Below are 25,253 nucleotides of genomic sequence, written 5' to 3'. Positions count from 1 at the left end.
ACCGTAGAGTAAGTCAAACGAACCGAGGGTCCGGTATGAACAAGCGCGAAAAACTGTCTGGTCCCAGTATCGCCGCTGCAGCCATGCAGATGATTGATAAACATGGTGAAAAAGGATTCAGCATGCGCAAGTTGGCCGCTGAACTGGGCGTGGACCCGATGGCCATTTACCACCACCATGCCAATAAAGACGCCTTGATCCACGCGGTGATGCAGGCGCTCATGGAAGAGTGCGACATCCCTCAGGCGACAGGGAACTGGCAACAGGATCTGCGTAACCTGTGTTCAAGCTTGCGGGCCTTGGCCAACAGGCATCCCGGGGCCTTTCGGATTTACGAAACCTACGAAAAATGGGTGCCCGCCGAACATAACCTGCACGAGGCGTTCTACAGAACTTTGTCAGAGGCGGGGTTCGGGCGCAAAGCCACCGTACAATCTGCCAACCTGCTTTTGATGTATACCGAGGCCTTTGCCGTGGACGAGATCAGCGGCTGGCTGGAGCCGGAAGATCGCAATGCGTTGATCAAAAGCCTGGAAGGCGGTGATTACGACATGGTCAACAGCCTGGTCGATGAGATAACCGCGCCCGACACAGACGCGGATTTCATATTCGGACTAAACGTTTTACTGAATGGTTTGCAGGCGCAGTTGGACTAAAGCGTTTCGTCTTTAACCTGAGACGTCAGCAAAAGGTGAGGCGCGTGCAACGATTGAGTGTCGCGCTGCGTTTCGCGACCATCTGTTGGTCAGGTTAATCGCGAAACGCTTTAATGACGTCAGACCTTGAAGGCGTCATCCACCGGCACTTGAAGTGCGGTGGCCAACGCGTTTGTCTGACTGGCCATCCCGATCACAGAAAGCAGCTCGCCATGCTGCGCCTCTGTCATGCCTTTGGCCTTGGCCGCAGCGGTATGGGAATGCGCGCAATATTCACATGAGTTCGCAACAGACACCGCGATATAGATCATCTCCTTGGTCAGCGGATCAATCTCGCCCGGCCCCATCACGGCCTTGAGCCTCTCCCACGTCGCCTTGAGCAAAGCCGGATCATGCGCCAAAGCGCGCCAGAAATTGTTGATGAAATCACCGCCGCGTGTGGTGCGAATATCGTCATATACAGCGCGCACTTCTGGAGTGGCCTCTTCATCGGAAATCAGTGTGACCGTGGCCATTCTTATCCCTGAGCCTCCGCCGCATGTTGTTTGAGAACTTCTAAGGGAATAATGTCCAACGCCCGCGCATGCGTCGCTTCAAGCCGTACCTTCGGGGCGCATCCTTCGTCGTGGGCTTGCAGAAAGCGTGAGGCACACAGGCACCACTGATCTCCGGGGTTCAAACCGGCAAATCCAAACTCTGGCCGTGGCGTGCTGAGGTCGTTGCCGACATATTTGGAGAACGCCAGGAACTCGGCCGTCATCAAGGCGCAGACCGTGTGACTGCCGTGATCCTCCGCACAGGTGTTGCAATGCCCGTCGCGGAAAAAGCCGGTCTTTGGGTCATTGCTGCACAACTCCAGCCGCCCCCCAGCACGTTGACGGATGTGTCCATTTTCATCGCCATGGTTTCAGACCTCGTGCAGCACTGTTTCAAAGCCCTCAAATTGCGGCGGTCCCATCAATGCATCCTGCGTTTTGGACCGCCCCGCATCTTTATGCGCATCGCGGAAATTCTGCGACTTGGTCCAGGCCTCGAAATCAGCGCGGCTGGCCCACACCACGTGGCTGGAATACAGGCAAAAGCCATCTCCCTCAGGCCCTTTGAGAAGACGAAACTCTTGAAATCCCGGCGTTTCTTTGAGCCGGCTTTCGCGCGAGCGCCACATCTCTTCGAATTGCGCCTCAGCGCCGGTTTTCACCTGAAACCGGTTCATTGCGATGTAGCTCATGTCAAAATCCCGCATCATGCATCTGTACAGGCATCCTGCACAATGCGCGACAGCGCGGCAAGTCGTGAGGCGTTAAAGCGTGTCTGCGATCTGTCGAAACAGCTTGAGATTGCTTTCGTGAGTTCCCGGCTCGTTGAACCTGTGGTCTGCCGCAGTGGTTACGATCACCAGATCACGTGTCTGATCAACATAGATGTATTGCCCGTAGATCCCATGCGCCATGAACTGCCCCGGTTCGGCATCCGCGGGCACCCACCAATGATACCCGTATCCCAACTCGCCCGGTGCGGTTGGCGCCGTAGGCATGGTCGACACCTCGACCCAATTCTTGGGTACGATCTGTCTACCTGAAAGCTTGCCATTCTGTTCATACATCAGTCCAAAGCGGGCGAAGTCGCGGGTTGTCTTGTTGATCCCACCGGGGGCAAAGGCGACCTCATTGCTATCGGCCAGAATATAGGGTCCAACCTCCAACCCCATGGGTTTTATGAGCTTTTCTGCCAGCAGTTCGGTCATGGGTTTGCCTGTCGCGGAGCGCAGCACCATGGCGAGAACATGCGCATCTATGGACACGTAAAGCCAGTCTTCACCCGGCTCTCCGCGTTTCTCCAAAAGGCTGGTCGCGAACTCATCCATCGTGCCGCCTAGAGCAAGCTCACGTCCCATGCGATTGATGTCAGCGTCGTAATCAAGATAATCTTCGTTGAACGCAACGCCGCTTGTCATCTGCAAAAGGTCGACAACCCTAGCGCCGTCATAGGCCGTGCCCTTGAGCGTCGGGACATACTCAACAACCTCATCTTCCAGCGCCTTGATCGTGCCTTCACTCAGAAGGATGCCAATAAGGGCCGATATATAAGGTTTGGACAGCGCCCACCCGATCCGAAGGTCGTCGGCTTTCGTATCCAGATGATAGCTTTCATGAACAATCTGACCTTTGTGTAGAACAAGAAACGATGTGACAGTGCGCTCATTGATCCACGCAATGATGTCGTCGGTCAGTGCAATTTTGGTGCCCTGTGGCAGCTCGGAAACTGGCAAATCGCCGCGTGAGATCGGCTGTGAGCGAAACGCCTTGTCCAGAGAGGAAAAGTTTTCAACGATTTTGTCTTTTTCGAAGAGCGTGTTCACGGCGACAAGGCGGTAGATCTCTTCTCGCATGAGCACGCCGACGAACAAGGCTGCCAGCACGGCGAAGACCATTGTTCTTCTTGCCCATTTCACAGTGTTTCGCACAACTGGGCTCCCTTACCAAACAAACTTACTCGCCCAAAACGAGCATCTGATACACGCGTATCTATCTGAACTTGTCTAGTAATTTCTGCAAGGACGAACGTGTGTCCTCTCCAGGATTTGATATGGGTGTGTGTTCTTCGTGTCGCGGTTTGGCAGAGCGCGGTGCTTTGGACGTCGAAGACCGAGGCGGTGCAACCTGTTGCGCAACCGCATTCAGGAACCTGTCATTATGTCCTTTGGCCAACTCGGCCGCCCCGTTTGAAAGGCCGGACAAAAGCGGATCTAGCCATTCCTGATCGGCCTTGGCAAAATCCTGCAGAACATAACGGGCCACGAGATCCTTTTGCCCCGGATGCCCGATGCCCAGCCGCACGCGCTGATAGTGTTCCCCGATATGCTGATGGATCGACCGCAATCCGTTATGCCCTGCGTGCCCGCCGGCCCGTTTGACCCGGCACTTTCCGGGCGCCAGGTCCAGTTCGTCATGAAAAACGGTCACGTCCTCTGCATCCAGTTTGTAGAACCGCATGGCTTCACCCACGGATTGGCCAGACAGGTTCATGAATGTTTCCGGCTTTAAAAGCAGAACCTTTTCAGAGCCAAGACGCCCTTCCGACAGCATGCCCTGAAACTTGGATTTCCATGGACCAAACCCATGATCCTCGGCAATCCGGTCCACGGCCATGTACCCGATATTGTGCCTGTTCTTGGAATACTTGTCGCCCGGATTGCCCAGACCTACAAAAAGCAGCATTGCCGTTGTCCTGAATTTGGTATGGATGGTCTACGCCGCGAGCGCGTGTGAATCAACAAACCAGGTCGGCGCGGCCAAAACAGGGCAGGGGCAGCACATGGCGGAATATGAAATTGACGGGATAACCCTGCATGTGCCGGGTCAGATTCTCAACGACCGCATTGCAGGCAAACTTGCCTCAGGCGGGTATGAGGCACATGAGGCCCGCGCTGTGCAAATGCGTGTGAAACCAGGGCAGCGCGTGCTCGAACTGGGGGCTGGCCTTGGCTATGTCAGCTCTGTCGCGGCACGTGCGGCGGGACCGGAACAGGTTGTTTCAGTCGAAGCCAACCCGGCGCTTTTGCCAGTGATCAAGCGCAATCTGAAAACCAACGGGTTTCACAAGCTGCGACTCATGCACGGAGCCATCATTGGGGGAACTGATGAGACGGGCGATCTGGGCTTTGATCCCAAGAAAGCTTTCTGGGCCGGACGCATTGCTGATGAAACAAGTGATGCTGCCGACGTGGTTTCAGTGCCTGCTCTGCCGTTGCCAGCGCTTTTGGCGGAGTTCAAATCGCAGGTTATCATCATGGATGTCGAAGGGGCCGAAAGGTTTCTGTTTGATGATCCCTGGCCTGATCACGTGCTCACCGTGATCATGGAGCTGCACCCCAAGCAATATCCTGACGCAGTGATCAAACAGATCGTGGATTGCATGTCAGCCTCTGGCCTCACGTATGACACCGGCCCGTCGCGCGGGCGTATCCTCTGCTTCCGCCGAGTGCGCGGCACATAAAAAAACGCGGAGGCCTAAGCGCTCCGCGTTTCTGAAAAACATACAAGGATACGAACAGACGTTTACTCTTCCGCGGCGGCCTCTTCTTCGGCCGGCGCTTCGGTGGCCTCAGTCGCTTCGCCGTCTTCATCCTCTGCGTTTTCATCAGATTTCAGCGCCGATGGGGCAGAGATGTTGCAGATCACGAAGTCCCGATCAATCGTCGGCTTGGCGCCTTCTGGCAACTCAATCTGGCTGATGGTCACGTTGTCACCAACATTCAGACCTTCAAGGCTCACGGTCACGCTTTCCGGGATATCACCGGCCGTCACCATCAGCTCGATCTCGTTACGAACAACGGTCAGAACACCGCCTTTGCGGATGCCGGGACAATCGTCTTCGCCGACAAAATCAACTGTGATGAAGAGGTTGATCTTGGTGGTCCGGCGCAACCGCATCAGATCAAGATGCGTCGGCAGGTCCTTGACCACATCGCGCTGCACATCGCGGCAGATCACGCGCACATCGTCATGGCCATCCACTTTGAGGTTGAACAATGTCGACTTAAACCGTCCGGCCTTGAGCTTTTTCAGAAGCTCATTGAACGGAATGTTGATCGGAAGCGGGTCAGTGTCGCCCCCAAAAACGATCCCCGGAACCATGCCCTCGCGGCGTGCTGCACGAGCGGCGCCCTTGCCCGTCCCCGTGCGTTCCTGGGCGTGAAGATCAGGAATTTCTCCAGCCATATGTATTCTCCATATCTAGGGCGGGGCTCCTCCAAGGCTGTAGCCCCGCGTGAAGTCGCGCATATAGACCGGATTGGGCAGGTTGGGAAGCGGAATCTACACAATATGGCACAGCGCCCCTGTTCAGCGCTGGACTACGAGTATTTGAGGAATGATGAAGCTGCAGATGCTTTGGCCTTCACTGTTCCAAAAATACTCAAATCACGCCATCCAGTCACCTGTGAAACCCTTTGGAATCATCAAGATATCCCGATCAACCTTGGTGATGTCGGTATGCCCACAAAACGCCATGGAGATATCAAGCTCTTTGTGAATGACCTCAAGCGCCTTGGTCACGCCCGCCTCACCCATAGCCCCCAGACCGTAAACATAGGCGCGCCCGATATAGGTGCCCTTGGCGCCCAGGGCGATGGCCTTCAATACGTCCTGGCCAGTGCGGATCCCACTGTCGAGATGCACTTCGATCTTGTCGCCCACCGCATCCATGATCTCGGGCAGGGCGCGAATGGCCGAAAGCGCGCCGTCCAACTGCCGTCCGCCATGGTTGGAAACGATGATCGCATCGGCCCCGACATTGAGCGCCTCTTTGGCATCGCGCGCATCAATAATGCCTTTGATAATGAGCGGTCCGTCCCACATCTTGCGAAACTGTCGGATGCGGTCCCAATTGAGTGCTTCGTCAAATGCTTCCGCTGTCCACGAACTGAGCGAGGACGGGTCGGTCACACCGCTGGCATGCCCCACGATATTGCCAAAGAACCGCCGTTTCGTGCCTAGCATGCCCAGGCCCCATTGCACCTTTGTCATCATGTTGGCGATGGACTTCATCGTAAGCTTGGGCGGCGCGCTCAGCCCGTTCTTGAGGTCCTTGTGGCGCTGGCCCAGCACCTGAAGGTCGACTGTGATGACAGCTGCGGAACATTGAGCATCCTTGGCGCGGTCAAACAGCCGCTGCATGAAATCATCATCCTTGAGCGTGTAGACCTGCATCCAGAACGGCTTTGTGGTGTTCTCGGCCACATCCTCGATCGAACAGATCGACATGGTGGACAGTGTAAACGGCACACCAAAGTTTTCAGCCGCCCGTGCCGCTTTGATTTCGCCATCCGCATTTTGCATCCCTGTCAGCCCGACAGGTGCCAGCGCCACGGGCATGGACACATCCTGTCCAATCATCTGCGTGGCGGTTGAACGGTTAGACATGTCGACCGCAATCCGCTGCCGCAGGTAGATGTCCTGAAAATCCGATGTGTTCTCGCGGAATGTCTGCTCGGTCCAGCTGCCGCTTTCGGCATAGTCGTAGAACATCCGTGGGACCCGGCGTTCATAGATGCGTTTGAGGTCGGCGATTGAGGTGATGACGGGCATGGCCATGTTCCAGTATTGGTAAAGTTTTTTTACCAATATCGAAATAAATGTTTTTTGTCTATGCGGCGTCCTGCCTCGGGCTTGTGGGCGGGCATGAACGTAGCAGCTTTATCGGGCTTCAGTCGAATTCATCCCTGAGCTTCGATAGGCATTGCAAAAGGCGATCACCCCGAGAACGGTCACAAATTTATAGCCGAGATAGATCAGAAATGCGGTGAACATGCCTACAAGGCTAAAGGTGTCGTTTTCGAGCCAAACATAGATAGAAACGTCAAAAGACTCCAGCTTGGCGGCGAGGAAGACCATGGCCAGATTGCCAACAACAGCGCCTGCTAACAAAGCCTTGCATAGTGTCCAGGCGGTGCCGCGCCCCCGCGCGAAAGCCTGAGTAAAGCTCCAGTCTCCGTCATATGCAGCCGCTGGGAAAATCGTGCCAAAGCGACAGAGAAAAGCAAAATAAATTGCGAAAACCGCGACCAGGGCGATGAGGGGCGCAATCAGGTCGCCGTGTTGAGAGAACAAACGCTCAACCCCAATCAAAGACAGAGCAAGAGCCACGCCCACGGCAACAAAAACGACTGTGAAAGCTGTGTTTGGAACCACAGTGCCGCGCATCAGGTCACGCGCTGAAAACCTTTGGCCTGTCAGCGCCGAGATATGAACAACGTAGGCGGAGATCATCGTCGTAGTAACGAAGGCAACGATACTGATGAGAGTCAGAAAGCCGTCATAGGACCATCCAAAGGCGATCTCGATCAAAAGCTCGATTACGGAAATTGCAAGCAAAAGCGAGATATTTCTACGAAACAGCTCCCAGGCACCGGCCCAAATGGGTGTTGGTTCCGCACGCATCAATCAAGCAGTATGCGCGCCATCCGCGAGGCCACGCACAAAGTTCAGGACATCTGCGGGGCTATTTCCATCGCCCAGCTTGGCCACAATGGCCGATCCCACAACGCACCCATCCGCCACGCTTGCGATCTCTCGGCTGGTCTCTGGCGTGCGGATCCCAAAGCCCACAACGATAGGCAGGTCTGTCGCCGCCTTGATGCGCGCCACCTCTGGGGCCACATCCGCAGCCTCCGCTGCCGCAGCGCCTGTGATGCCGGTGATCGACACGTAATAGACAAAGCCGGACGTGTTCTGAAGCACCTTCGGCAGGCGCTTGTCATCTGTTGTGGGTGTGGCCAGGCGAATGAAATTCAGCCCCGCCTTCTGCGCGGGAATACACAGCTCGTCGTCTTCCTCAGGCGGCAAATCCACCACAATCAGCCCGTCAATGCCTGCCGCTTTGGCATCACTCAGGAACTGCTCAACGCCCCGGTTAAAGATCGGGTTGTAATACCCCATCATTACAATTGGCGTGCTGTCATCCGTTTTGCGAAACTCACGCGCCATCTGCAGCGTCCGCTCCAGCGTCATGCCCGCCTCAAGCGCGCGCTGCCCGGCAAGTTGGATGGTGGGCCCATCGGCCATCGGGTCGGTAAAGGGCAGGCCCAGCTCAATAATGTCTACGCCAGCCTCCGGCAGACCTTTGACCACCTCCAGCGATGTCTCATAATCCGGATCACCCGCCATGACATAGGCCACAAAGGCTTTCTTTCCGGCGGCGGTGAGCTCTGCGAATTTGGCGTCGATGCGGGTCATATGGCGTTTCCTTGCTAATCCCACCGCCCTTGCCAAATAGAGGCCATAAAATCAATGCCCATAATGCAGACGGGCTTGGGACCTATCGGCTCAGAGTTGGCGTGCCATAAGATGCGTCACGGCCTGCTCGGCCGCATCCAGTGCCCCATCGATCAATCCCGGTGACTGACTTGAGCATTCAGCGCAAGCAAACATCACGCGCCCGTCGCATTGCACATTCTGAAGCCGGCGCGGGGGGGATCAGGGTGCCGAAACGGGCCCTCAAGGTCGAGTGCATCTGTGGTAAAGGGCTCTTGCGCCCAGTCAAAGATCTCAAGCCCGCGAACTGCCTCCGCCTCGGGTCCAAAACATCGCGTAAGCTGATCCAGAACGGCATGTTTGAGCGCGTCTGCCCTGAGCTGTCGCATCTCCACTGGCCAGTTCAAGAACCCAAACAAAATCCCCTGCGTGCTTCCGGGATCACACAGGTCATGGATTTCGCCACAGGGGCCAGCCTGACTAAGCACGCGCCCCGAGAGGCCCTTGTCGCGCCAGAACGGTCTGTCATAGCGCAGGACGACCTTGGCCTGCGAGGCCATCCAGGTCGGTACAGATGTCAGATCCTGCTTGAGCGCGGCAGGCAGTGCGGGGGTCCAGCGAAGCCTGGCGGCAAGCCTGGGCGGCAGGGCCAACAGCACCCGGGGTGCGTCATGCGTGCCGTCGGATGTGGTGACGGTGACGCCGTTGCCGTCCACTGCGATCGACGTCACGGGCGTGTTCAAGTTCAGCTGCGTGCGCGACAGTTGGTCGGCCATTGCCGAGACCAGCCGCGCCGTGCCGCCCTCCAGCCGATAGGACCCTGCCTGATGTGGCAGCATCCGGGCCTCGACTTCGCGTTGGGGTCCGTAATCCAGAAGGCCCGCCCCTTGGGCGTATTGCTCAAAAATGGGCAAATCGAGCCGCTTGAGCCAGCGTGCCACGGTGGGTTGATACCCTGGCCAGACCCAGCTTGGTCCGGCATCTCCGGCAAAGCCGCCGTCTGGGTCGGTAAAAGACCGGACGCGCCCACCCAGATCACCCCGGGCTTCGATGAGACAGGCCGAGAGATTACGCTCCTCTAGCAAGACGCAGGCCGCGAGCCCTGACAGACCCCCTCCTATGACAATGGCGTCAAAGTGAGACATAGCGGTGGGGATCCTCTTTGAATGTATCTACTGATAGATAGAAAAGGGCGGCAGACAAACACATGACATCTTTTGCGTGCAGGTCAAGCATGCCGCTTTGACAGCGGGCTTGCGACACCCCGTCGGACACCCTAGAAGGCGGCAAGTTTTGGCAGGCATCAAGGATCGGATCATGGGCTTCAAAATGGGAATCGTGGGGCTGCCCAATGTGGGCAAGTCGACGCTTTTTAACGCGCTGACCAAAACGGCTGCGGCGCAGGCGGCGAATTTTCCGTTTTGCACGATCGAGCCCAATGTGGGTGAGGTCGCTGTACCCGATGCGCGGCTCGATAAGCTGGCCGAGATTGCCCAGTCTAAACAAGTGATCCCGACGCGTATGACCTTTGTGGACATCGCCGGTCTTGTGAAAGGGGCGAGCAAAGGTGAAGGTTTGGGCAATCAGTTCCTGGCCAATATCCGCGAAGTCGATGCCATCGCTCATGTGCTGCGCTGTTTTGAGGATGGCGACGTGACCCATGTTGAGGGGCGTGTGAACCCGGTTGAGGACGCAGACGTCATCGAGACCGAACTGATGCTCGCCGATCTGGAAAGCATTGAGAAACGTCGCGCGGGTCTGGTGCGCAAGCTCAAAGGCAATGATAAGGAAGCGGTGCAGCAGGACCGGCTTTTGGCCGCCGCGCAGGCGATGATCGAAGACGGCAAACCGGCCCGCAGGGTGGAGGTGGATGCCGAAGATGCCAAGGCGTGGAAAAACCTGCAGCTTTTGACAACTAAACCTATTCTCTACGTCTGCAATGTGGATGAGGGGAGTGCCGCCTCGGGCAATGACCACTCGGCCGCTGTGGCCAAGATGGCCGAGGATCAGGGGGCGGCGCATGTGGTGATCTCGGCTCAGATCGAAGAAGAGATCAGTCAGCTGGACGAAGACGAAGCTGTCATGTTCCTGGAGGAAATGGGGCTGACGGAGGCCGGTCTCGACCGGCTCATTCGCGCAGGTTACGACCTCTTGCAGCTAGAGACCTACTTTACCGCCGGCCCCAAAGAGGCCCGCGCCTGGACGATCCGGCGCGGCACAGCAGCCCCGCAGGCTGCAGGTGTCATTCACGGTGATTTCGAAAAGGGCTTCATCCGGGCCGAAACCATTGCCTATGACGACTATGTCGAACTGGGCGGTGAACAACCGGCCAAGGAAGCTGGCAAAATGCGCGCCGAAGGTAAGGGGTATATCGTCAAGGACGGCGACGTGCTGCATTTCCTGTTTAATACCTGAGCGATCCCGCGTACCGAAAACTTGAAAAGTTTCCGAACCGGTTTCTTTTCAAGATTTCGGCACACAGGTACAGGTCTTTTATGTCCCTCCTTTTTATCTTCGGTCTGATCTGCATCGCTCTGGGCGTGTTGCTCTATCGCAGGCGCAAAAGGGCCGAGTATCGTGAACAGCTTTTGCAGGCTGGGCTGTCAGATACAGAACGCGAGATTGTGGCGGATAGCGTGCCGCTGCTGCGCAACCTGCCGCCTGACATGCAAACCCGCCTGGAAGGCAAGATGAACCTGTTCCTGGATCAGGTTGAGTTCATCGGCTGCAACGGGCTTGATGTCACCGAAGAGATGGAATTGTCCATTGCCGCGCAAGCCTGTCTCTTGGTGCTCAACACAGACGCCTGGTACGACCATCTGCGCACCATTCTGATTTATCCCGGCGCGTTCAAATCCAAAACCAAAGAACATGACGGTTATGTCGTGCGCGAATCTGAGGTCGTGCGGTCCGGGGAAAGCTGGCAATATGGGCCGGTGATCCTGTCCTGGGCCCACTCCAAACAAGGCGCGCTCAATACCGAGGATGGCCACAATGTTGTGCTGCATGAATTTGCCCATCAGCTTGACGGCCTGTCCGGTCATACCGATGGCGCGCCGCTCTTGGCCAATGGTCAAAGCTTTGCTGACTGGGAACAGGTTTTCACCACAGCCTATGCGCGTCATGTCAAAAAGACAGAGGCAGGCCGAAACACGGTCCTAAGCCCATATGCCGCCACCAACCATGAAGAGTTCTTTGCCGTTGCCGTGGAAGTCTTTTTTGAAAAGGCGACCCAATTGCAAAGCGAAGAGCCTGAGGTCTATGCGCAGCTGTCAGAGCTTTTGCAACTCGACCCGGCGACGTGGCAGTGACGCCTTGTCTGCTTTCTAGCTCTGGAAGAAGAGCGGTTCCGATTTACGTCCTTTCCTTGTGGCGCTATCTGGGTCAAGCTCAGCCAAAGAGTCGCGCCGAAAGAGGGACATATGGCAGCTGAGTCAAGTCACGGGCATGCACATCCATCATGGTTTGTAGCCCCCGGAGAATCCGATACATTTGCGTGGTTTTCCATCGCGCTCATCTTGCTGGCAATCTACGGGATCGTGACGCTCTATGCGGCCTTTGATCGCTGGGCTGAGCATCAGTCCAAAGGCACGCCACTGGCCAAGACCATTCCGACGATGCTGACGATCGCGTTGCTCTACGAGCTTTTCCCGCTGTCTCATTTTAACATCCTGCTGCCGTTGAGCGCAATTCTGATTGCCCTCATGGCGGACTGGTCACGATTCAACCTGGGCCGGCGCGATGTGCCGGAGCCGATGGTCGAACCTGAGCCGGTGCCGGAACCCCAAGCAGAAGAGGCCGAACGTGTTTGAACTTCTTCTGACATCCTTCCCGGCCATCATCAGGTATTTTCAGCTCAAGCGCCGAGGAGAGGCCATCACCGTCTGGAACATGCGCACCGCCGTGTTCCTTTGGGCTATAATGGCGTTTTTCCTCTTCATGGTGATCTTCTACTTCCACCCGAAATCCTACACCGGCCTGTTGCCCTTCCGCACGGTGTCGGTGGTCGCGCAGACCAGCGGCCCGGTAACAGAAGTCGCCGTGCACAACGGTCAGAGGGTCGCGGCGGGCGATGTGCTTTTCCGTATTGAAGACAGTGCGCAAAAGGCGGCTTTGTCTCAGGCCAAGGCAGAGCTGGACACTCTGGCCGCCGCAGAGGTCAAAGCGCAGGATTCCCTGATCGTCGCGCAAGCTGGTGTGGCACAGGCACAGGCCAATCTGGACAAGCTCAAGGTCGATCTTTCAAACGCACAATCGCTTTTCGAACGCAATGTCGGCAGTGGCGACGCCGTGCGCGAACTTGAGGCGTCTGTCGCTGTTGCCGAGGCGGAACTGGCCGCGGCAGACGCGCAGGTGGATTTGGCGCAAAACGACATTTCCCAAGCCATTCCGGCCCAACGCGCGGCGGCGGAAACCGCCGTAGAGCGGGCACAGGTGTCGGTGGACCAAACCGAAGTGCATGCATTCAATGATGGGGTGGTCACGCAACTTGCGCTGAGCGTCGGAAGCCCTGCCTCCACGCTGATTATCAGCCCTGCAATGGTCATCATCCCGGACCGGGACGCCGACGCACCATTGCGCATCACGGCGGGCTTTTCGCAGGTGGCGCGCGCCACGCTCTATGAGGGCATGCCGGCGGAAGTGGCCTGTGACAGCAACGCAAGCCTGTCCTTCCGGAACGCCGTGATGCCCGCCCAGATCGTCGCGATCCAACCTGCCGTGGCCACTGGCCAGGTCGTGCCCGGCGGGCGCCTTCTGGAACCCGGAAATCTGAATGCGCGCGGCTCCATGCTGGTTTATTTTGAGCTCCTTCATTCTGAGCACGAGGCGATGATGCTCGATGGCAGCGGATGCATCGTTCAGACCTACACCAACAACCTGAGGGGCGTGACCGGGCATATCATTGCGGCCACTGGCGTGGTCAAAGCCGTGGGACTGCGGCTCAAGGTCTGGGGCGCGATCCTCTCAGGCATCGGGCTTGCCGGAGGCGGTGGGCACTAAAGCAACCTTAGCCCGGTTGGCAAACTGGACCCTTCGGACATTGTCCCATACGGTTTCCCTGTCATGCGACGGGGGCGAAAAATGTCACGACCAAACATCCTTTTCATCCAGGTGGATCAACTGGCCGCGCAGTTTCTGCGCAGCTATGGCGACCCGGTTTGTCACGCGCCCAATCTCGACAAACTGGCGAGCGAGGGCACGGTTTTTGAGACCACCTATTGCAACTTCCCGCTTTGCGCGCCGTCGCGTGCGTCGATGGCGACCGGCAGGCTCTGTTCCGAAATCGGGGCTTATGACAATGCCGCAGAGCTGCCCGCCTCCATGCCCACCTACGCGCACTACCTGCGCGCCAGCGGCTATCACACGGCGCTGTCGGGCAAGATGCACTTTATCGGGCCCGATCAGCACCACGGCTTTGAGACCCGCCTGACCCCGGATCTCTATCCAGCAGATTTCTCATGGGTGCCTAACTGGGGGGATGAAGGCGACCGCGACACAAACGATGCGCGCGCGGTGACTGTCGCGGGCATCTGTGAGCGTTCTGTGCAGATGGACTTCGATGATCTGGTGACCTTCCACGCCATCCAGCACCTTTATGATCTCGCACGCTCTGACGACACACGTCCGTTTTTCCTTCAGGTCTCCTACACCCATCCGCATGAGCCGTATCTTTGCCAAAAGAAACACTGGGACCTCTATGAAGACGCCGATATCGCTCTTCCTGCGGTTCCCGCCATGCAAGCCGACGATCATGATGCACATTCCGCGCGGCTTCTGAATGATTTTGGCATGCTCGATCTGCGCTTTTCTGATGAAGACATCCGCCGCGCCCGCCGCGCCTATTACGGCTCGATCAGTTACCTCGATGAGATGATTGGCCGTGTTCTGGCCACGCTCGACGCCACGGGTCAGCGCGAGAATACCGTGATCCTCTTTACCTCTGACCACGGCGAGATGCTGGGAGAGCGCGGCATGTGGTTCAAGAAACACTTCTTTGAACACGCCTTGCGCATCCCTCTGATCATCAGCGGCGGTGCGTTCGGACCATCCCGCGTTGCGACACCGGCCTCTCTTGTGGACCTGCTGCCCACCTTCATGGGGATCGCCGAAGGGCAGGGGTGGACCAGCCCCATTGAGCCATTGGACGGTCAGGATCTGTCGACACTTCTGCAGAACCCAAACCCGGATCGCCCCATCCTGGCCGAATACCTGGCCGAGGCCACGACTGCGCCGATCTTCATGGTGCGGCGCGGCGCGTATAAATACGTTTATTCAGCTGACGATCCGCCCTTGCTGTTTGACATCGAGGCCGATCCACACGAGCGCACCAATCTGGCCGGGGAGGCCGCCCACGCCGAGACAGGGGCGCAGTTGCAGGCCTATGTCCTGCAACGCTGGGATAGTGAGGCGCTGCGTCAGGACATCATGCGCAGTCAGCAAAGACGGCGGCTTGTGCTGAAAGGCGATCTGCAAACCACGCGCCCGCGCTGGAACCATGGGGAAGCGCCCGGATCAGACGTGACCTGGTATCGCGGCGAAGGCAGCTACAACGACTGGGCGTTCAAATACCTGCCTGTTTCAGAGAGCAAACGGACCTAACCATTCCACCGGACCTTACCAAATGCGCTCACGTCATAGCCTGCCATATCTTTGGCGCGGCTTTGAAAGTCTTTGCTCGCACAGAACTCTGCAAAACTCTGCATGGCGGGGTCGAACCACGCCTTGCGATCCACCAAAAGGTCAAACCGTTCCTCAATGACCGGAACAAAGCCCAATCCGAACTGACGCGCCAGAGGTTGAAGGCCAAAGGCAACATCCGCACCGCCCTGCGACACCGTCAGGACTGCCTCCAGCTCGTTGCGCGCCACATCGACGGTTTGGAACTCCGTTGTGCTCACCCCGGCTTGAGACAGTAAATCCTGAAACAACCTTGCAGTGCCTGACTCCGGTTGTCTTTCAACGATGCGGCGCCCGCTAAGGTCAGCCACACCCTGCACGCGCCGCATAAGATCATGCTGCATGACCAACCCGCGACGACGGGCGGCAAAGCTCAGAAGCACCATGTTTTGCCCAGAAAACGCGGCCTCGACGGCGGGAATGTTCCACTCGTCCACCACGCTGTCATAAACATGCAACCCGGCCGCCACACCCTCTCCGGCGCGCAGACGTGCTACCCCATCGAGGCTCCCGTCGAAAAACGTCGCCAATCCACATCGTGAATGCTGCAACGCCCATTCCAAAAGCGGATCATGGCTTCCCAGAAAGACATTTGGTCGACGTCCAAGAGGCGGCGTGCCGCCCGACTGCCCACCATCAATCCACGCATGAATATCCTTGCGAGGAAACAACAACTTGCCGGTGACACGTGAACACGGCACCTCGCCAGACGCGGCCAGATCATAGACCTTGCGCTCCTTGAGGCGCAAAAGCTCGGCCAACTCCTTGACGGTCAGGTACTCGGGATCGCCTGTCTGTGCCGTTTCAGCCATGGTTCATTCGCTTGCATTCGGAAAGAAAAGCTGCGCACCGTTCTGTTCATACGCCCCAATCGCATCTTGCCCCTCATCGGACAAAAGCCAGTCGACGAAGGTCTGCGCAGACTCCAATTGGACATTCGGGCAGTGTTCCGGGTTCACGACAATCACACCATATTGGTTGAACAAATCCGGATCGCCCTCAACAAGAACCTCAAAATCGCCCTTGTTGCCAAAGCTGAGCCAGGTGGCGCGGTCCGTCATCACATAGGCCGCCATGCCCACGCCAACGTTAAGCGTGGCGCCCATACCGGACCCCGTTTCACGATACCACGTGCCCGATGACGCACGGGGATCCACGCCGCTCTCTGCCCAAAGCTGCATTTCCTTTTTATGGGTTCCGCTGTCATCCCCGCGCGACGCAAAAGGCGCATCGGTCTTGGCAATTGTCTTCAGCGCCTCTTGCACGTCCGCCATACCACGCACCGCAGCGGGGTCTGTCGCAGGCCCGACCAGAACGAAATCATTATACATCAGATCAAACCGCGCCAGCCCATGCCCTGCGGCCACAAACGCCTCTTCTGCAGCTTTGGCATGCACCAAAAGGACATCGCCATCACAGTTTGCGGCATTTTTGATGGCCTGCCCGGTGCCCACAGCGACCACATTTACGGAAATGCTGGTTTCACCTTCGAAAATCGGCAGAAGGTGGTCATAGAGCCCGGAATTGGCGGTCGATGTGGTCGACTGAACAATGATCGTGTCTTGCGCGGCTGCACTATTGGCCAGACACAATGCAAACGCTGTGGCCGTCAGGCGCAGTAAGGTCATGAAGAAGTCTCCTTTCGGGATGTCATGTGAGAATGTCGCCCGACAGATAGGCCTGCGCTGCCGCGCTCCTTGGAGCATCAAAGAAAGCCGCAGCCGGACTGTGTTCGGCCAACCGACCTTTGTTCAGAAAGACCACGTCATCTGCCAATCTGCGTGCCTGACCGATGTCGTGGGTGACAAAGATCACCTTGGTGTTCTGGACGGCCGTCTCCGCAACAATACGCTCAATCATCTGTGTCGCGCCGGGGTCGAGATTGGCCGTCGGTTCGTCCAGCATCAAAAGCTCTGGGGATGTGACCAGCGCGCGGGCAAGGGCGAGCCGTTGTTGTTCGCCGCCGGAAAGACGGCGCGCCGGGTGATCACGCATGTCCAGAAGACCCACACGCCGCAACGCATCCCAGCGCAGAGCCTCATCACGCAGACCGCGCGCCCGCAAGATAAAGTCGATATTGGCCGCAACAGACCGCCGAAGCAAAACCGGCTTTTGGAACACAAGCGACTGCCGCCGCGTGATCTCTGGCGTCAGAGCATCTCCTCGCCAGGTGATGCGTCCTGCGCTGGGCGGGATCAACCCGTGAAGAACACGTAGCAAGACGCTTTTGCCTGCTCCGTTATGGCCCATGATGACGGTGATACCGTCTTCGCACAAACGCAGGGTTATGTCATCGAGAAGGCAATGATTGCCGTCCTCAAGGCGAAGGCCTTCGGTGTGAAGCGCAGGCACCGAGCTTTGTACGACAGTGTCACGCATAGGCTCGTCTCTCCGCGCTCATGCGCACGCCCTGAACCGCCGCATTGATGCTAAGCGCCAGCACCATGAGAACAAGGCCAAGCGCCAAAGCCAGCGCCAACTCTCCCCGTGACGTCTCAAGCGCGATAGCCGTGGTCATTACACGCGTCACGTGATCGATATTGCCACCTACAATCATAACCGCGCCCACCTCGGCGATGGCCCGTCCAAAACCCGCCAGCGACACAGTCACAAGCGCATAGCGCGCATCCCACAACAGTGCCTGCATCGACTGCCAACGGCTCAGGCCAAAGGCCCGAAACTGTTCGGCATATTCGGCGTTCAGATCTTCCAGAACCTGCCGCGACAATGCGGCAACGATGGGCGTGATCAGGATGGTCTGCGCAATGATCATGGCCGTGGGCGTGTAGAGCAATCCAAGAAAGCCCAGAGGTCCGGCGCGTGACAGGTGAAGATACACCAGCAAACCAACCACAACCGGCGGCAAGCCCATCAAGGCGTTGAGCGTCACAATCACGGCCCCACGTCCGCGAAACCGCGCCGCGGCAAGGAACGCCCCCAACGGCAATCCGATCAGACAAGCCAGCAAAGCCGCGCTGAGACTGACACGCAAAGACAGCAAGACGATCTCAACCAGATCGCGGTCCGCACGCATTACAAGCTCAAAGGCCAGGCTAAAAGCTGCTCCGAAATCCTGCATTGACTCCAATTACTGCAAAATTTTCATCATGTTGGATTTAACCGGAAATTCTGCAGTTAATCAACCGAAACCTCTCCGGACCTGACGGCGTCCTGGCGCCACAGGGTGGTGCCCTGAAATTTCCACTTGTTTTCTAGCGATCTGGACCATAGACACGCCAACGGAGACGTGGCCGAGTGGTCGAAGGCGCTCCCCTGCTAAGGGAGTAGGCGGGAAACCGTCTCGAGGGTTCGAATCCCTTCGTCTCCGCCACTTCAAGTGCGCGACATCTTCCGGCTACTTGAGCGCGCTCTGGGTTCGAACTTTGTCCGAACCGTTCCGCTACATTAAAACACGCTGTGCGCGTAAGCGGCTGCTTGCAAAGTTAATGAAGGAACGGATCTTGGCCGGTGCGCGGCGACCTTCGATATGAACCAAATGTATCGGCAATGGCGCTGGTTCAAAGGCTTCCAGAACACATTGCAAACTTCCCTCCTGTAGCTCGGGCCCAACTTGGTATGACAGCACCCGCGCTAAGCCCCAACCGTCCTTTGCAACGCTCCTTACGGCAGCGATGCTACTGAGTCGCATCCGGGGTTTGAGGCGGACGACGTCAGAGAGATCGTGCCCAAAGCGCCATTCCAATGCCGGACTTACAGGAGTGGCGGCAACGATTCTATGATCCGCCAGGTCCGCAGGTAATTCTGGCCGGCCGTAGCGTTCAAAATAGGCCGGCGCTCCACATACAATTCGCCGCACAGTGCCGACCCGGACAGCCGTCAGGCCGGATGACGGCAGGGACCCGATCCGCACAGCTATGTCGAACCCTTCCTCGACCATGTTCACCACACGGTCGACCATGACGACGTCCACAGAAACGTCCGGGTATGTGTCCAGATATTCGGTCAGGATCGGCGTGACGTAGATGCGCCCAAATTCGTTGGAGCAGGTGATCCGCAATTGACCAACCGGGTTGACGGCGGCCCCTTTAGCAGCGTCATCGGCGGCCTGAATCTGCGCCACGATGTGACGTGCATCTTCAAGATATGTCTGGCCCACATCTGTGAGCCGCACGCGACGCGTTGTCCGGGTGAATAACCTGGCGCCGAGACGGTCTTCAAGCGCGTTCACGCCACGCGTGGCCGACGGGGCGCTAAGACCCATGCGGCGCGCGCCCTCGGCAAAGCTCTCTGCTTCGGCAACAGCAATGAATACCTCAAGACTTTGCAGTCTATCCACAAGGGGACCCTATTATTATCAAAATACAAAATAGTATATTTTGATTTCAGTATATTAATTCGAATTTTAAAGCAAATTAAGGTTTCGGGAAACACACCAACCTAGATGGTTCGTTTGTCGGAAGGACTACAGCAATGCAAAATGATGCCCCGCGCCCCCCGCTTCCCCCATTTACGGAAGAGACCGCACGCGAAAAAGTAAGACTGGCCGAAGATGGCTGGAACGGTCGTGACCCCGATAAGGTGGCGCTGGCCTACACGCCCAACAGCAAGTGGCGCAATCGCGCTGAATTTCCGCAAGGCCGCAAAGAGATCGCCGAGTTCCTGACACGCAAGTGGAACAAGGAGTTGGACTATCGTCTGGTCAAGGAGTTATGGGCCTTCAAAGGCAATCGCATCGCTGTGCGCTACGCCTACGAATATCATGACGACAGCGGCAACTGGTTCCGTGCTTATGGCAATGAGAATTGGGAATTCGATGGAAATGGCTACATGGCTCATCGCTATGCAAGCATCAACGAACTGCCCATCCGCGAAGAAGACCGCAAGTTTCGCTGGCCTCTAGGGCGTCGCCCGGATGATCACCCAGGTCTCTCGGATCTGGACCTTTAGCCTTTCTCTTTGTCAAACAGGAACGTTCTATGACGACCCCAATCAAGCTGTACCGCAATCCCAAATCCGGCCATTGCCACCGGGTCGAACTCATGCTGGCTTTGCTTGGTCTGGCATATGAGACCATTGACCTTGATATGGCAAATGGTGCGCACAAGGCCCCTGACTATCTCAGAATCAGTCCCTTTGGCTTGGTGCCTGCCATCGACGACAACGGTTATACCCTGGCCGACAGCAACGCGATCCTTATCTATCTGGTGCAGACCTATGCGAAAGACACGCACTGGCTGCCAACTGATCCAAAGAATGCCGCAGAAGTGCAAAGATGGCTGACGATTGCCGCTGATAACATCTACTCCGGACCCTGTGCCGCGCGGCTGGTGAAACTCTTCGGAGTACCGCTTGACCATACTGCATCGGTGCAGAAGGCGCATGAGCTGTTCAAGATCATGAACGCCCATCTTGAAGGCCGCACATGGCTTGCCACGGATCAGATCACCATCGCGGATGTGGCAGGCTATAGCTACATCGCGCATGCGCCAGAGGGGGTGTGGACCTTGCCCCATATGACAATATTCGCGCATGGCTGAACCGTATTGAAGACCAACCTGGCTTTGTGCCTATGGCCAGTTCTCCAATTCCGGATTTGGTTTGAGGATACTCCTGCGGTCGAGCCCCTATGACTCTGACGCGCTCAGAAAAAAGTGCCTTCCATGAAACATGCCGCATTAAATCCATTCCACGCAGGCGAACAAGCCGCACAGCAACGCGCTGGCGTGGGCGATGTCTCGCAATGGGCGGGTGGTTTCATACGAGACCACCTGCCTGAGCAGCATCGAGCATTTCACACATCGCTGCCGTTTGTGGTGCTGTCAGGAGCGGATACAGAGGGTCAGGTCTGGACCACACTTGTCGATGGTGAGGCGGGTTTTATCCAGTCACCAGATCCAAAACGTTTAACTCTGGACGCTGCGGTCGACCCAACCGATCCATTGGCTGGACGTTTTGCGGAGGGCGGTGATATCGGGGGCTTGGGCATTGAACTTGCGACGCGGCGACGCAACCGTTTTAGTGGTCAGATCATGCCAGGTTCGGACGGTCTCGCGATTGATATGCGACAGACCTTTGGCAACTGTCCCCAGTACATTCACGCCCGGACATGGACGCGTGTACCGCGCGTGTCTGAACCTGTTGCAACAACGACGGATCATCTGAACACAGCTCAAATTGATCAAATCGCACAAGCGGATACGATGTTCATTGGATCTGGCCACCATGGTCGGGATGGCGCGGCATCAAACGGATTTGATGCATCTCACCGCGGTGGGCCGCGTGGCTTCGTGCATGTTGAAAGCCCAACGCGCCTGCACATCCCGGACTACGCGGGGAACAACTTTTTCAACACGATTGGCAACCTTCTATCAGACCCGCGCGTGGGACTGCTTTTTGTTGATTTTGAAACAGGCGGTTTGCTTCACATCACCGGACGCGCGGAAATCGATTGGGCGCCACGTGATGCACAAGACCCTGACGCGTGGCGTGTTATCACCGTTGAGATTGACAAAGTAGTTGCCCGCGTCGAGGCCATTTCTTTGCGGTGGGAGACGCTCGATGACCAGGTGCGAAAGCTGCGTGTGGAACGCAAGGCGGCAGAGACAGAAAGCATCACGTCATTCTATCTGGCGCCGGTTGATGATCGCCCCCTTGAACCATTTGTCCCAGGGCAGCACCTGCCCATTTCAGTCCAGATTCCAGGGCAGAAAAGCCTGACCGAGCGCAGCTATTCTCTTTCGGGCAGTGTGTTTGATGGTGCAAAATACCGGCTCACCATAAAACGCGAAGATTATGGGGTTATGTCGCGTTTTCTGCATGATCACCTGCGCGAAGGGGACATCATCGACGCTCAGCCGCCCGCAGGAGATTTTGTCATTCCAGAAGGCAAAGGGCCATTGGTTTTGGTGAGCGCAGGCGTTGGGCTTACCCCCATGGTTTCGATCCTGCATGCCCTGGCGGGCAACGAACGCCCGGTGTGGTACGTGCATGGCGCACGCAACAAACGTAACTTAGCACTTGGTCAAGAAGTTGAAACCCTGGTCACGGAGCATAAAAACCTGCGCAAGCGGATCTTTTTCAGCCAGCCGAGTACGGGCGAACAGGCCGGAAAAGACTTTGACCAGTGTGGGCGGATCACGGCGGAGGATCTGGTCTCGTTGGGGACCGAAACAGGGACGCAATACATGCTTTGCGGCCCCGGTCCGTTTGTTACTGAACTGCGCACCGGTCTTGAAAAGCACGGCATTCCTGAGGGCTTAATCCACGTCGAAACATTCGGCCCGAGTTCGCAGTCCTGATCCGAAGAGGGGCGTTTCGTTCAATTTGAACGCCTGCAACCTTCAGGTGTGGCCCTGAGGTTGGCGATAGGCGTTACCTGGCCAAATTGCACATCTTTTGCGCAAAACCCCGCTCATTGGCGCACACAAGTGCTTTATCATTGGTAACAAACAGATTTCTTTGTGGACGTCCCCCGCGTGCGACACATTTTAGCGGAGTGAGTTTCGAGGAGAAGACCCGTGAAGGACGTCCCGTTTGTACCAGAGCCTATGGCAGAGACTGTGCCGCTTGACGGCGCGCAGGTGAAAAACGCACCTGATTTGCGGCTGGTGGACACGGGCGACACAAATGCACGTGCAATCCGCCGTCGTCGCTTGGCGGTTTTGACGGCCAATGTCATCACTGTGGCGCTGCTCTTTGGGGCGATGACGACTTTCTTGTCCTTTGGCGGTCTGATCTGGATCGAATGGGCGATGCTTGTGGCCTACGCATTGACCTTGCCCTGGCTTTCGATTGGGATGTGGAATGCCCTGCTTGGTTTGTGGCTTGATCTCAAACACTCAGATCAAGCAGCGGTCGTGGTTAATCCTGCCCTTGGCAGGATTACAGGCCAAGAACCCATCGCGACACGGATTGCTGTGGTCATGCCGTTGCGCAACGAAGATCCTGCTCCTTCGTTGCACCGCTTGCGCGGGCTGCAAGACGAGTTGGCACATACGCCATGGGCGAAGCATTTTGATTTTTATGTCCTGAGCGACACCGACAATCCCGCCATCGCACTTCGTGAAGAGGCGGGCGTTGCGCAATGGCGACGGGCACGTCCCGAGATCAAGGTTCACTATCATCGTCGCAGCGAAAATACCGGGTACAAGGCCGGTAACATTGCTGAGTTTCTGGACCGCAGTGGCGCGGAATATGACTTTTTCCTGCCACTTGACGCGGACAGTGTGATGGGAGCGGAAACCGTCTTGCGCCTTGTCAGAGTGATGCAGGTATCGCCTGAAATCGGGATGCTACAAAGCTTGGTCACAGGGTTGCCTTCAAAGACGTTTTTCACGCGCGCATTTCAGTTTGGTATGCGGCATGGCATGCGGTCCTATACTCTGGGCGCGGCATGGTGGCAGGCGGATTGTGGGCCAAACTGGGGCCACAATATCCTCATCCGAACCGCGCCGTTTCATGCACATTGCATGCTTCCGAAACTGCCCGGCAAGGGCCCGCTTTCGGGCTATGTCCTGAGCCATGACCAGCTTGAGGCGGCCTTGATGCGACGCGCTGGGTTTGAAACCCGGGTTCTGGCTGAGGAAAGCGACAGCCACGAAGAAAATCCACCAAGCCTTGCGGACTTCATTCGCCGGGAGCTTCGCTGGTGCAACGGCAACATGCAGTATTTCAAACTGCTTGGGTTGCCGGGCCTGACACTCACCAGCCGTGTGCAGTTGTACCTTGCTATCCAAATGTATCTCGCAGCGCCCGCCTGGATGCTTTTTGTTCTCCTGGGTGCGGGTCTGGCCGCCATGCCAGCGCAGGTCGTCGGCGCGCCGCTTTGGTTTGGCTTGAGCCTTTTTGCGATTGTGCTGGTGCTCAATTTGATGCCGAAAATGATGGGTTTGGCTCAGATCCTCGTCAACAAAACGCGTGCGGATGCTTACGGAGGTCGACGTCTTGTAAGCCTTAGCGGTCTTGTCGAAATCCTTGTCTCAATGCTGATGGCACCCATTGTCGCCTTTGGCCTCAGCGTGTTTGTCCTGGGGTTGTTTTTCAACCACCGCGTCGGCTGGGACGCGCAGCAACGGCACCGCGACAGGCTTGAGTGGACAGAGGCCGCCCGTGTGCTGTGGCCACAGACACTGGCCGGTCTTGCGCTTACGGTCTGGCTTGCTGTTCTGGTGCCTTGGGCGCTTATCTTTGGCGCGCCCATGCTGATCGCGCTGAGCCTTGCCATTCCGATTGCTGTCGTGACCACGTTGCCAAAACTAAGCCGCTGGTCGATTTCAAATGGCCTTTTTGACATTCCAGAAGACCGGCAGACCGACTCTGAACGAGAGCGTCCGCTCAAAGCCGACATCGCCTGAAACTTGAACAAGGCGAATGACGAAATGCGTGCACCAACTATGTGTCGCGTTTATCTTTGGGTCAGGGTTATCGCGAAATGCGTCAGGATTGCATCGCGCAATCAAGCATCACGTCTGTTCCAAGCGAAAATACCCGCATTTCGGGCCGGATTGCATGGGCGAGCAACTCGCTTGGTTTTGAGAGCGTGAGGCTCTGAGGGCCACCTCCGATCAGAAGCGGCGCAATTCCGACATGCAGACGGTCCAAAAGCCCGGCCTCAAGGAACCTGGCAATGGTAATACCGCCGCCCTCGACCAGAAGCGTTGACAACCCTTCGTCACGCAAAGCCGAGACAATTTCGCGCGGGTCAATGACATCATTCCGAAGGGGTAAGCGAACGACCGTGACCCCCGCTGATCTTGGCCGGTCAACGGCTTGGACGATGATGCGCCGTGTTCCGTCATCTTGTAAAAGCGCGGCATCGTCAGGCAAACGACCATTCGGATCAATCACCACACGCGCCGGGTTCTTACCTTCGCAAAGCCGAACGGTCAGGCGAGGGAGTCGTGAAGCGCGGTGCGCACGCCGATGATAACCCCATCCACAAGCGCCCTGATCCGGTGCAGATGCGCAAGCCCGTCTGGTCCCGACACATCCCGCGCATCCCCGGTCACAGTCGCCACGCGGCCATCAAGGGACTGACCAATCTGAGCAACCGCAAAAGGGCCCTGATCGCGTCTGGCCAGTGGTGAATAGAGATCAAGCGCGGCCTTTTCTCCACAGCTCCAGCTGTCGCCGCATGTGCAGACGGTGCCATGCCGGATATGCAGCAGGTGGCTCCAGATTTTATGCGTCATCTCTATCTGCATGT

General features: G+C 57.1%; 28 protein-coding genes and 1 tRNA gene. 12 read left to right on the top strand and 17 right to left on the bottom strand.

Annotated elements, in window-relative coordinates; translation table 11 throughout:
* The first annotated feature begins 35 nt into the window (after positions 1–35).
* The gene (locus tag RZS32_RS02125) at positions 36–656 is read left to right on the top strand and encodes a TetR/AcrR family transcriptional regulator C-terminal domain-containing protein (protein WP_317055389.1); all 621 of its coding nucleotides are present in this window, start codon (positions 36–38) and stop codon (positions 654–656) included.
* A 119-nt stretch (positions 657–775) separates the two neighbouring features.
* Here RZS32_RS02125 and RZS32_RS02120 read toward each other — a convergent pair whose 3' ends face one another.
* The 5 genes from RZS32_RS02120 to pth form a co-directional block, all read right to left on the bottom strand.
* Positions 776–1,171 carry a carboxymuconolactone decarboxylase family protein gene (locus tag RZS32_RS02120; protein ID WP_317055388.1) on the bottom strand — a complete coding sequence of 132 codons (396 nt, stop codon included), beginning with the start codon at positions 1,169–1,171 and terminating at the stop codon, positions 776–778.
* 2 nt (positions 1,172–1,173) lie between these two features.
* Positions 1,174–1,509 carry a DUF2237 family protein gene (locus RZS32_RS02115; RefSeq protein ID WP_422395931.1) on the bottom strand — a complete coding sequence of 112 codons (336 nt, stop codon included), beginning with the start codon at positions 1,507–1,509 and terminating at the stop codon, positions 1,174–1,176.
* A gap of 54 nt (positions 1,510–1,563) precedes the next feature.
* A complete protein-coding gene (locus RZS32_RS02110) occupies positions 1,564–1,884 on the bottom strand; it encodes an antibiotic biosynthesis monooxygenase family protein (protein WP_317055387.1) in 321 nt (106 codons plus the stop codon).
* Positions 1,885–1,956: 72 nt separating this feature from the next.
* A complete protein-coding gene (locus tag RZS32_RS02105; RefSeq protein WP_317055386.1) occupies positions 1,957–3,087 on the bottom strand; it encodes a serine hydrolase domain-containing protein in 1,131 nt (376 codons plus the stop codon).
* A gap of 94 nt (positions 3,088–3,181) precedes the next feature.
* The gene (pth, locus tag RZS32_RS02100; protein ID WP_317055385.1) at positions 3,182–3,874 is read right to left on the bottom strand and encodes an aminoacyl-tRNA hydrolase; all 693 of its coding nucleotides are present in this window, start codon (positions 3,872–3,874) and stop codon (positions 3,182–3,184) included.
* Between the two features lie 97 nt (positions 3,875–3,971).
* Between pth and RZS32_RS02095 the strand changes: the two genes are divergently transcribed.
* The gene (locus RZS32_RS02095) at positions 3,972–4,652 is read left to right on the top strand and encodes an FkbM family methyltransferase (RefSeq protein WP_317055384.1); all 681 of its coding nucleotides are present in this window, start codon (positions 3,972–3,974) and stop codon (positions 4,650–4,652) included.
* A 62-nt stretch (positions 4,653–4,714) separates the two neighbouring features.
* Here RZS32_RS02095 and RZS32_RS02090 read toward each other — a convergent pair whose 3' ends face one another.
* From RZS32_RS02090 to RZS32_RS02070, 5 genes are all read right to left on the bottom strand, one after another.
* On the bottom strand, positions 4,715–5,377 hold the full coding sequence (locus RZS32_RS02090; RefSeq protein ID WP_317055383.1) for a 50S ribosomal protein L25/general stress protein Ctc: 663 nt from the start codon (positions 5,375–5,377) through the stop codon (positions 4,715–4,717).
* A gap of 201 nt (positions 5,378–5,578) precedes the next feature.
* Entirely contained in the window at positions 5,579–6,745 is a 1,167-nt protein-coding gene (locus RZS32_RS02085) for an alpha-hydroxy acid oxidase (protein ID WP_317055382.1), read from the bottom strand.
* A 108-nt stretch (positions 6,746–6,853) separates the two neighbouring features.
* Entirely contained in the window at positions 6,854–7,597 is a 744-nt protein-coding gene (locus tag RZS32_RS02080; RefSeq protein WP_317055381.1) for a hypothetical protein, read from the bottom strand.
* Between the two features lie 3 nt (positions 7,598–7,600).
* On the bottom strand, positions 7,601–8,392 hold the full coding sequence (gene trpA, locus RZS32_RS02075) for a tryptophan synthase subunit alpha (RefSeq protein ID WP_317055380.1): 792 nt from the start codon (positions 8,390–8,392) through the stop codon (positions 7,601–7,603).
* 194 nt (positions 8,393–8,586) lie between these two features.
* On the bottom strand, positions 8,587–9,555 hold the full coding sequence (locus RZS32_RS02070) for a flavin monoamine oxidase family protein (protein WP_339106780.1): 969 nt from the start codon (positions 9,553–9,555) through the stop codon (positions 8,587–8,589).
* A 172-nt stretch (positions 9,556–9,727) separates the two neighbouring features.
* Here RZS32_RS02070 and ychF point away from each other — a divergent pair, with 172 nt between their 5' ends.
* The 5 genes from ychF to betC all read left to right on the top strand — a co-directional run bounded on the left by ychF (position 9,728) and on the right by betC (position 15,010).
* Positions 9,728–10,825, top strand: coding sequence for a redox-regulated ATPase YchF (ychF, locus tag RZS32_RS02065; RefSeq protein ID WP_317057834.1), 1,098 nt, complete (start codon positions 9,728–9,730; stop codon positions 10,823–10,825).
* 80 nt (positions 10,826–10,905) lie between these two features.
* Positions 10,906–11,721, top strand: coding sequence for a zinc-dependent peptidase (locus RZS32_RS02060; RefSeq protein ID WP_317055378.1), 816 nt, complete (start codon positions 10,906–10,908; stop codon positions 11,719–11,721).
* A 111-nt stretch (positions 11,722–11,832) separates the two neighbouring features.
* Positions 11,833–12,222, top strand: coding sequence for a hypothetical protein (locus RZS32_RS02055; protein WP_317055377.1), 390 nt, complete (start codon positions 11,833–11,835; stop codon positions 12,220–12,222).
* Complete coding sequence (locus RZS32_RS02050) at positions 12,215–13,411, top strand: HlyD family secretion protein (protein ID WP_317055376.1); 1,197 nt, start codon at positions 12,215–12,217, stop codon at positions 13,409–13,411. Before RZS32_RS02055 ends, RZS32_RS02050 begins: the two co-directional genes overlap by 8 nt.
* A gap of 81 nt (positions 13,412–13,492) precedes the next feature.
* The gene (gene betC / locus RZS32_RS02045) at positions 13,493–15,010 is read left to right on the top strand and encodes a choline-sulfatase (RefSeq protein WP_317055375.1); all 1,518 of its coding nucleotides are present in this window, start codon (positions 13,493–13,495) and stop codon (positions 15,008–15,010) included.
* On the opposite strand, the gene RZS32_RS02040 is transcribed toward betC, so the two are convergent.
* The 4 genes from RZS32_RS02040 to RZS32_RS02025 are packed head-to-tail and all read right to left on the bottom strand — an operon-like array spanning position 15,007 to position 18,167.
* Entirely contained in the window at positions 15,007–15,900 is an 894-nt protein-coding gene (locus RZS32_RS02040) for a helix-turn-helix transcriptional regulator (RefSeq protein ID WP_317055374.1), read from the bottom strand. The genes betC and RZS32_RS02040 overlap by 4 nt on opposite strands.
* Before the next feature lie 3 nt (positions 15,901–15,903).
* The gene (locus RZS32_RS02035; RefSeq protein ID WP_317055373.1) at positions 15,904–16,716 is read right to left on the bottom strand and encodes a substrate-binding domain-containing protein; all 813 of its coding nucleotides are present in this window, start codon (positions 16,714–16,716) and stop codon (positions 15,904–15,906) included.
* Positions 16,717–16,738: 22 nt separating this feature from the next.
* A complete protein-coding gene (locus RZS32_RS02030) occupies positions 16,739–17,467 on the bottom strand; it encodes an ATP-binding cassette domain-containing protein (protein WP_317055372.1) in 729 nt (242 codons plus the stop codon).
* Positions 17,460–18,167, bottom strand: a complete 708-nt coding sequence (locus tag RZS32_RS02025) for an ABC transporter permease (protein WP_317055371.1) — start codon at positions 18,165–18,167, stop codon at positions 17,460–17,462. Before RZS32_RS02025 ends, RZS32_RS02030 begins: the two co-directional genes overlap by 8 nt.
* A gap of 162 nt (positions 18,168–18,329) precedes the next feature.
* On the opposite strand from RZS32_RS02025, the gene RZS32_RS02020 reads away from it, so the two are divergent.
* A tRNA-Ser gene (locus RZS32_RS02020) sits at positions 18,330–18,419 on the top strand.
* Positions 18,420–18,488: 69 nt separating this feature from the next.
* On the opposite strand, the gene RZS32_RS02015 is transcribed toward RZS32_RS02020, so the two are convergent.
* Positions 18,489–19,385 (bottom strand): LysR family transcriptional regulator, encoded by an 897-nt coding sequence (locus tag RZS32_RS02015; protein WP_317055370.1) that lies wholly within the window; start codon positions 19,383–19,385, stop codon positions 18,489–18,491.
* 134 nt (positions 19,386–19,519) lie between these two features.
* Between RZS32_RS02015 and RZS32_RS02010 the strand changes: the two genes are divergently transcribed.
* The 4 genes from RZS32_RS02010 to mdoH all read left to right on the top strand — a co-directional run bounded on the left by RZS32_RS02010 (position 19,520) and on the right by mdoH (position 24,402).
* Complete coding sequence (locus RZS32_RS02010; protein ID WP_317055369.1) at positions 19,520–19,996, top strand: nuclear transport factor 2 family protein; 477 nt, start codon at positions 19,520–19,522, stop codon at positions 19,994–19,996.
* Between the two features lie 29 nt (positions 19,997–20,025).
* Complete coding sequence (locus RZS32_RS02005; protein WP_317055368.1) at positions 20,026–20,586, top strand: glutathione S-transferase family protein; 561 nt, start codon at positions 20,026–20,028, stop codon at positions 20,584–20,586.
* A 123-nt stretch (positions 20,587–20,709) separates the two neighbouring features.
* Positions 20,710–22,347, top strand: a complete 1,638-nt coding sequence (locus RZS32_RS02000; protein WP_317055367.1) for a pyridoxamine 5'-phosphate oxidase family protein — start codon at positions 20,710–20,712, stop codon at positions 22,345–22,347.
* Between the two features lie 219 nt (positions 22,348–22,566).
* Positions 22,567–24,402, top strand: a complete 1,836-nt coding sequence (mdoH, locus tag RZS32_RS01995; protein WP_317055366.1) for a glucans biosynthesis glucosyltransferase MdoH — start codon at positions 22,567–22,569, stop codon at positions 24,400–24,402.
* 82 nt (positions 24,403–24,484) lie between these two features.
* Here mdoH and RZS32_RS01990 read toward each other — a convergent pair whose 3' ends face one another.
* Positions 24,485–24,895, bottom strand: a complete 411-nt coding sequence (locus RZS32_RS01990; RefSeq protein ID WP_317055365.1) for a RibD family protein — start codon at positions 24,893–24,895, stop codon at positions 24,485–24,487.
* Between the two features lie 38 nt (positions 24,896–24,933).
* Positions 24,934–25,251: a dihydrofolate reductase family protein gene (locus RZS32_RS01985; RefSeq protein WP_339106779.1), complete on the bottom strand. Its 318-nt coding sequence runs from the start codon at positions 25,249–25,251 to the stop codon at positions 24,934–24,936.
* Positions 25,252–25,253 lie beyond the last annotated feature (2 nt).

Origin of the sequence: Roseovarius sp. W115 (assembly GCF_032842945.2) — a bacterium.
GTDB lineage: Bacteria > Pseudomonadota > Alphaproteobacteria > Rhodobacterales > Rhodobacteraceae > Roseovarius > Roseovarius rhodophyticola.
The sequence above is the reverse complement of the archived record's forward strand: the minus strand, read 5'-3'. Positions and strand labels throughout refer to the sequence as shown.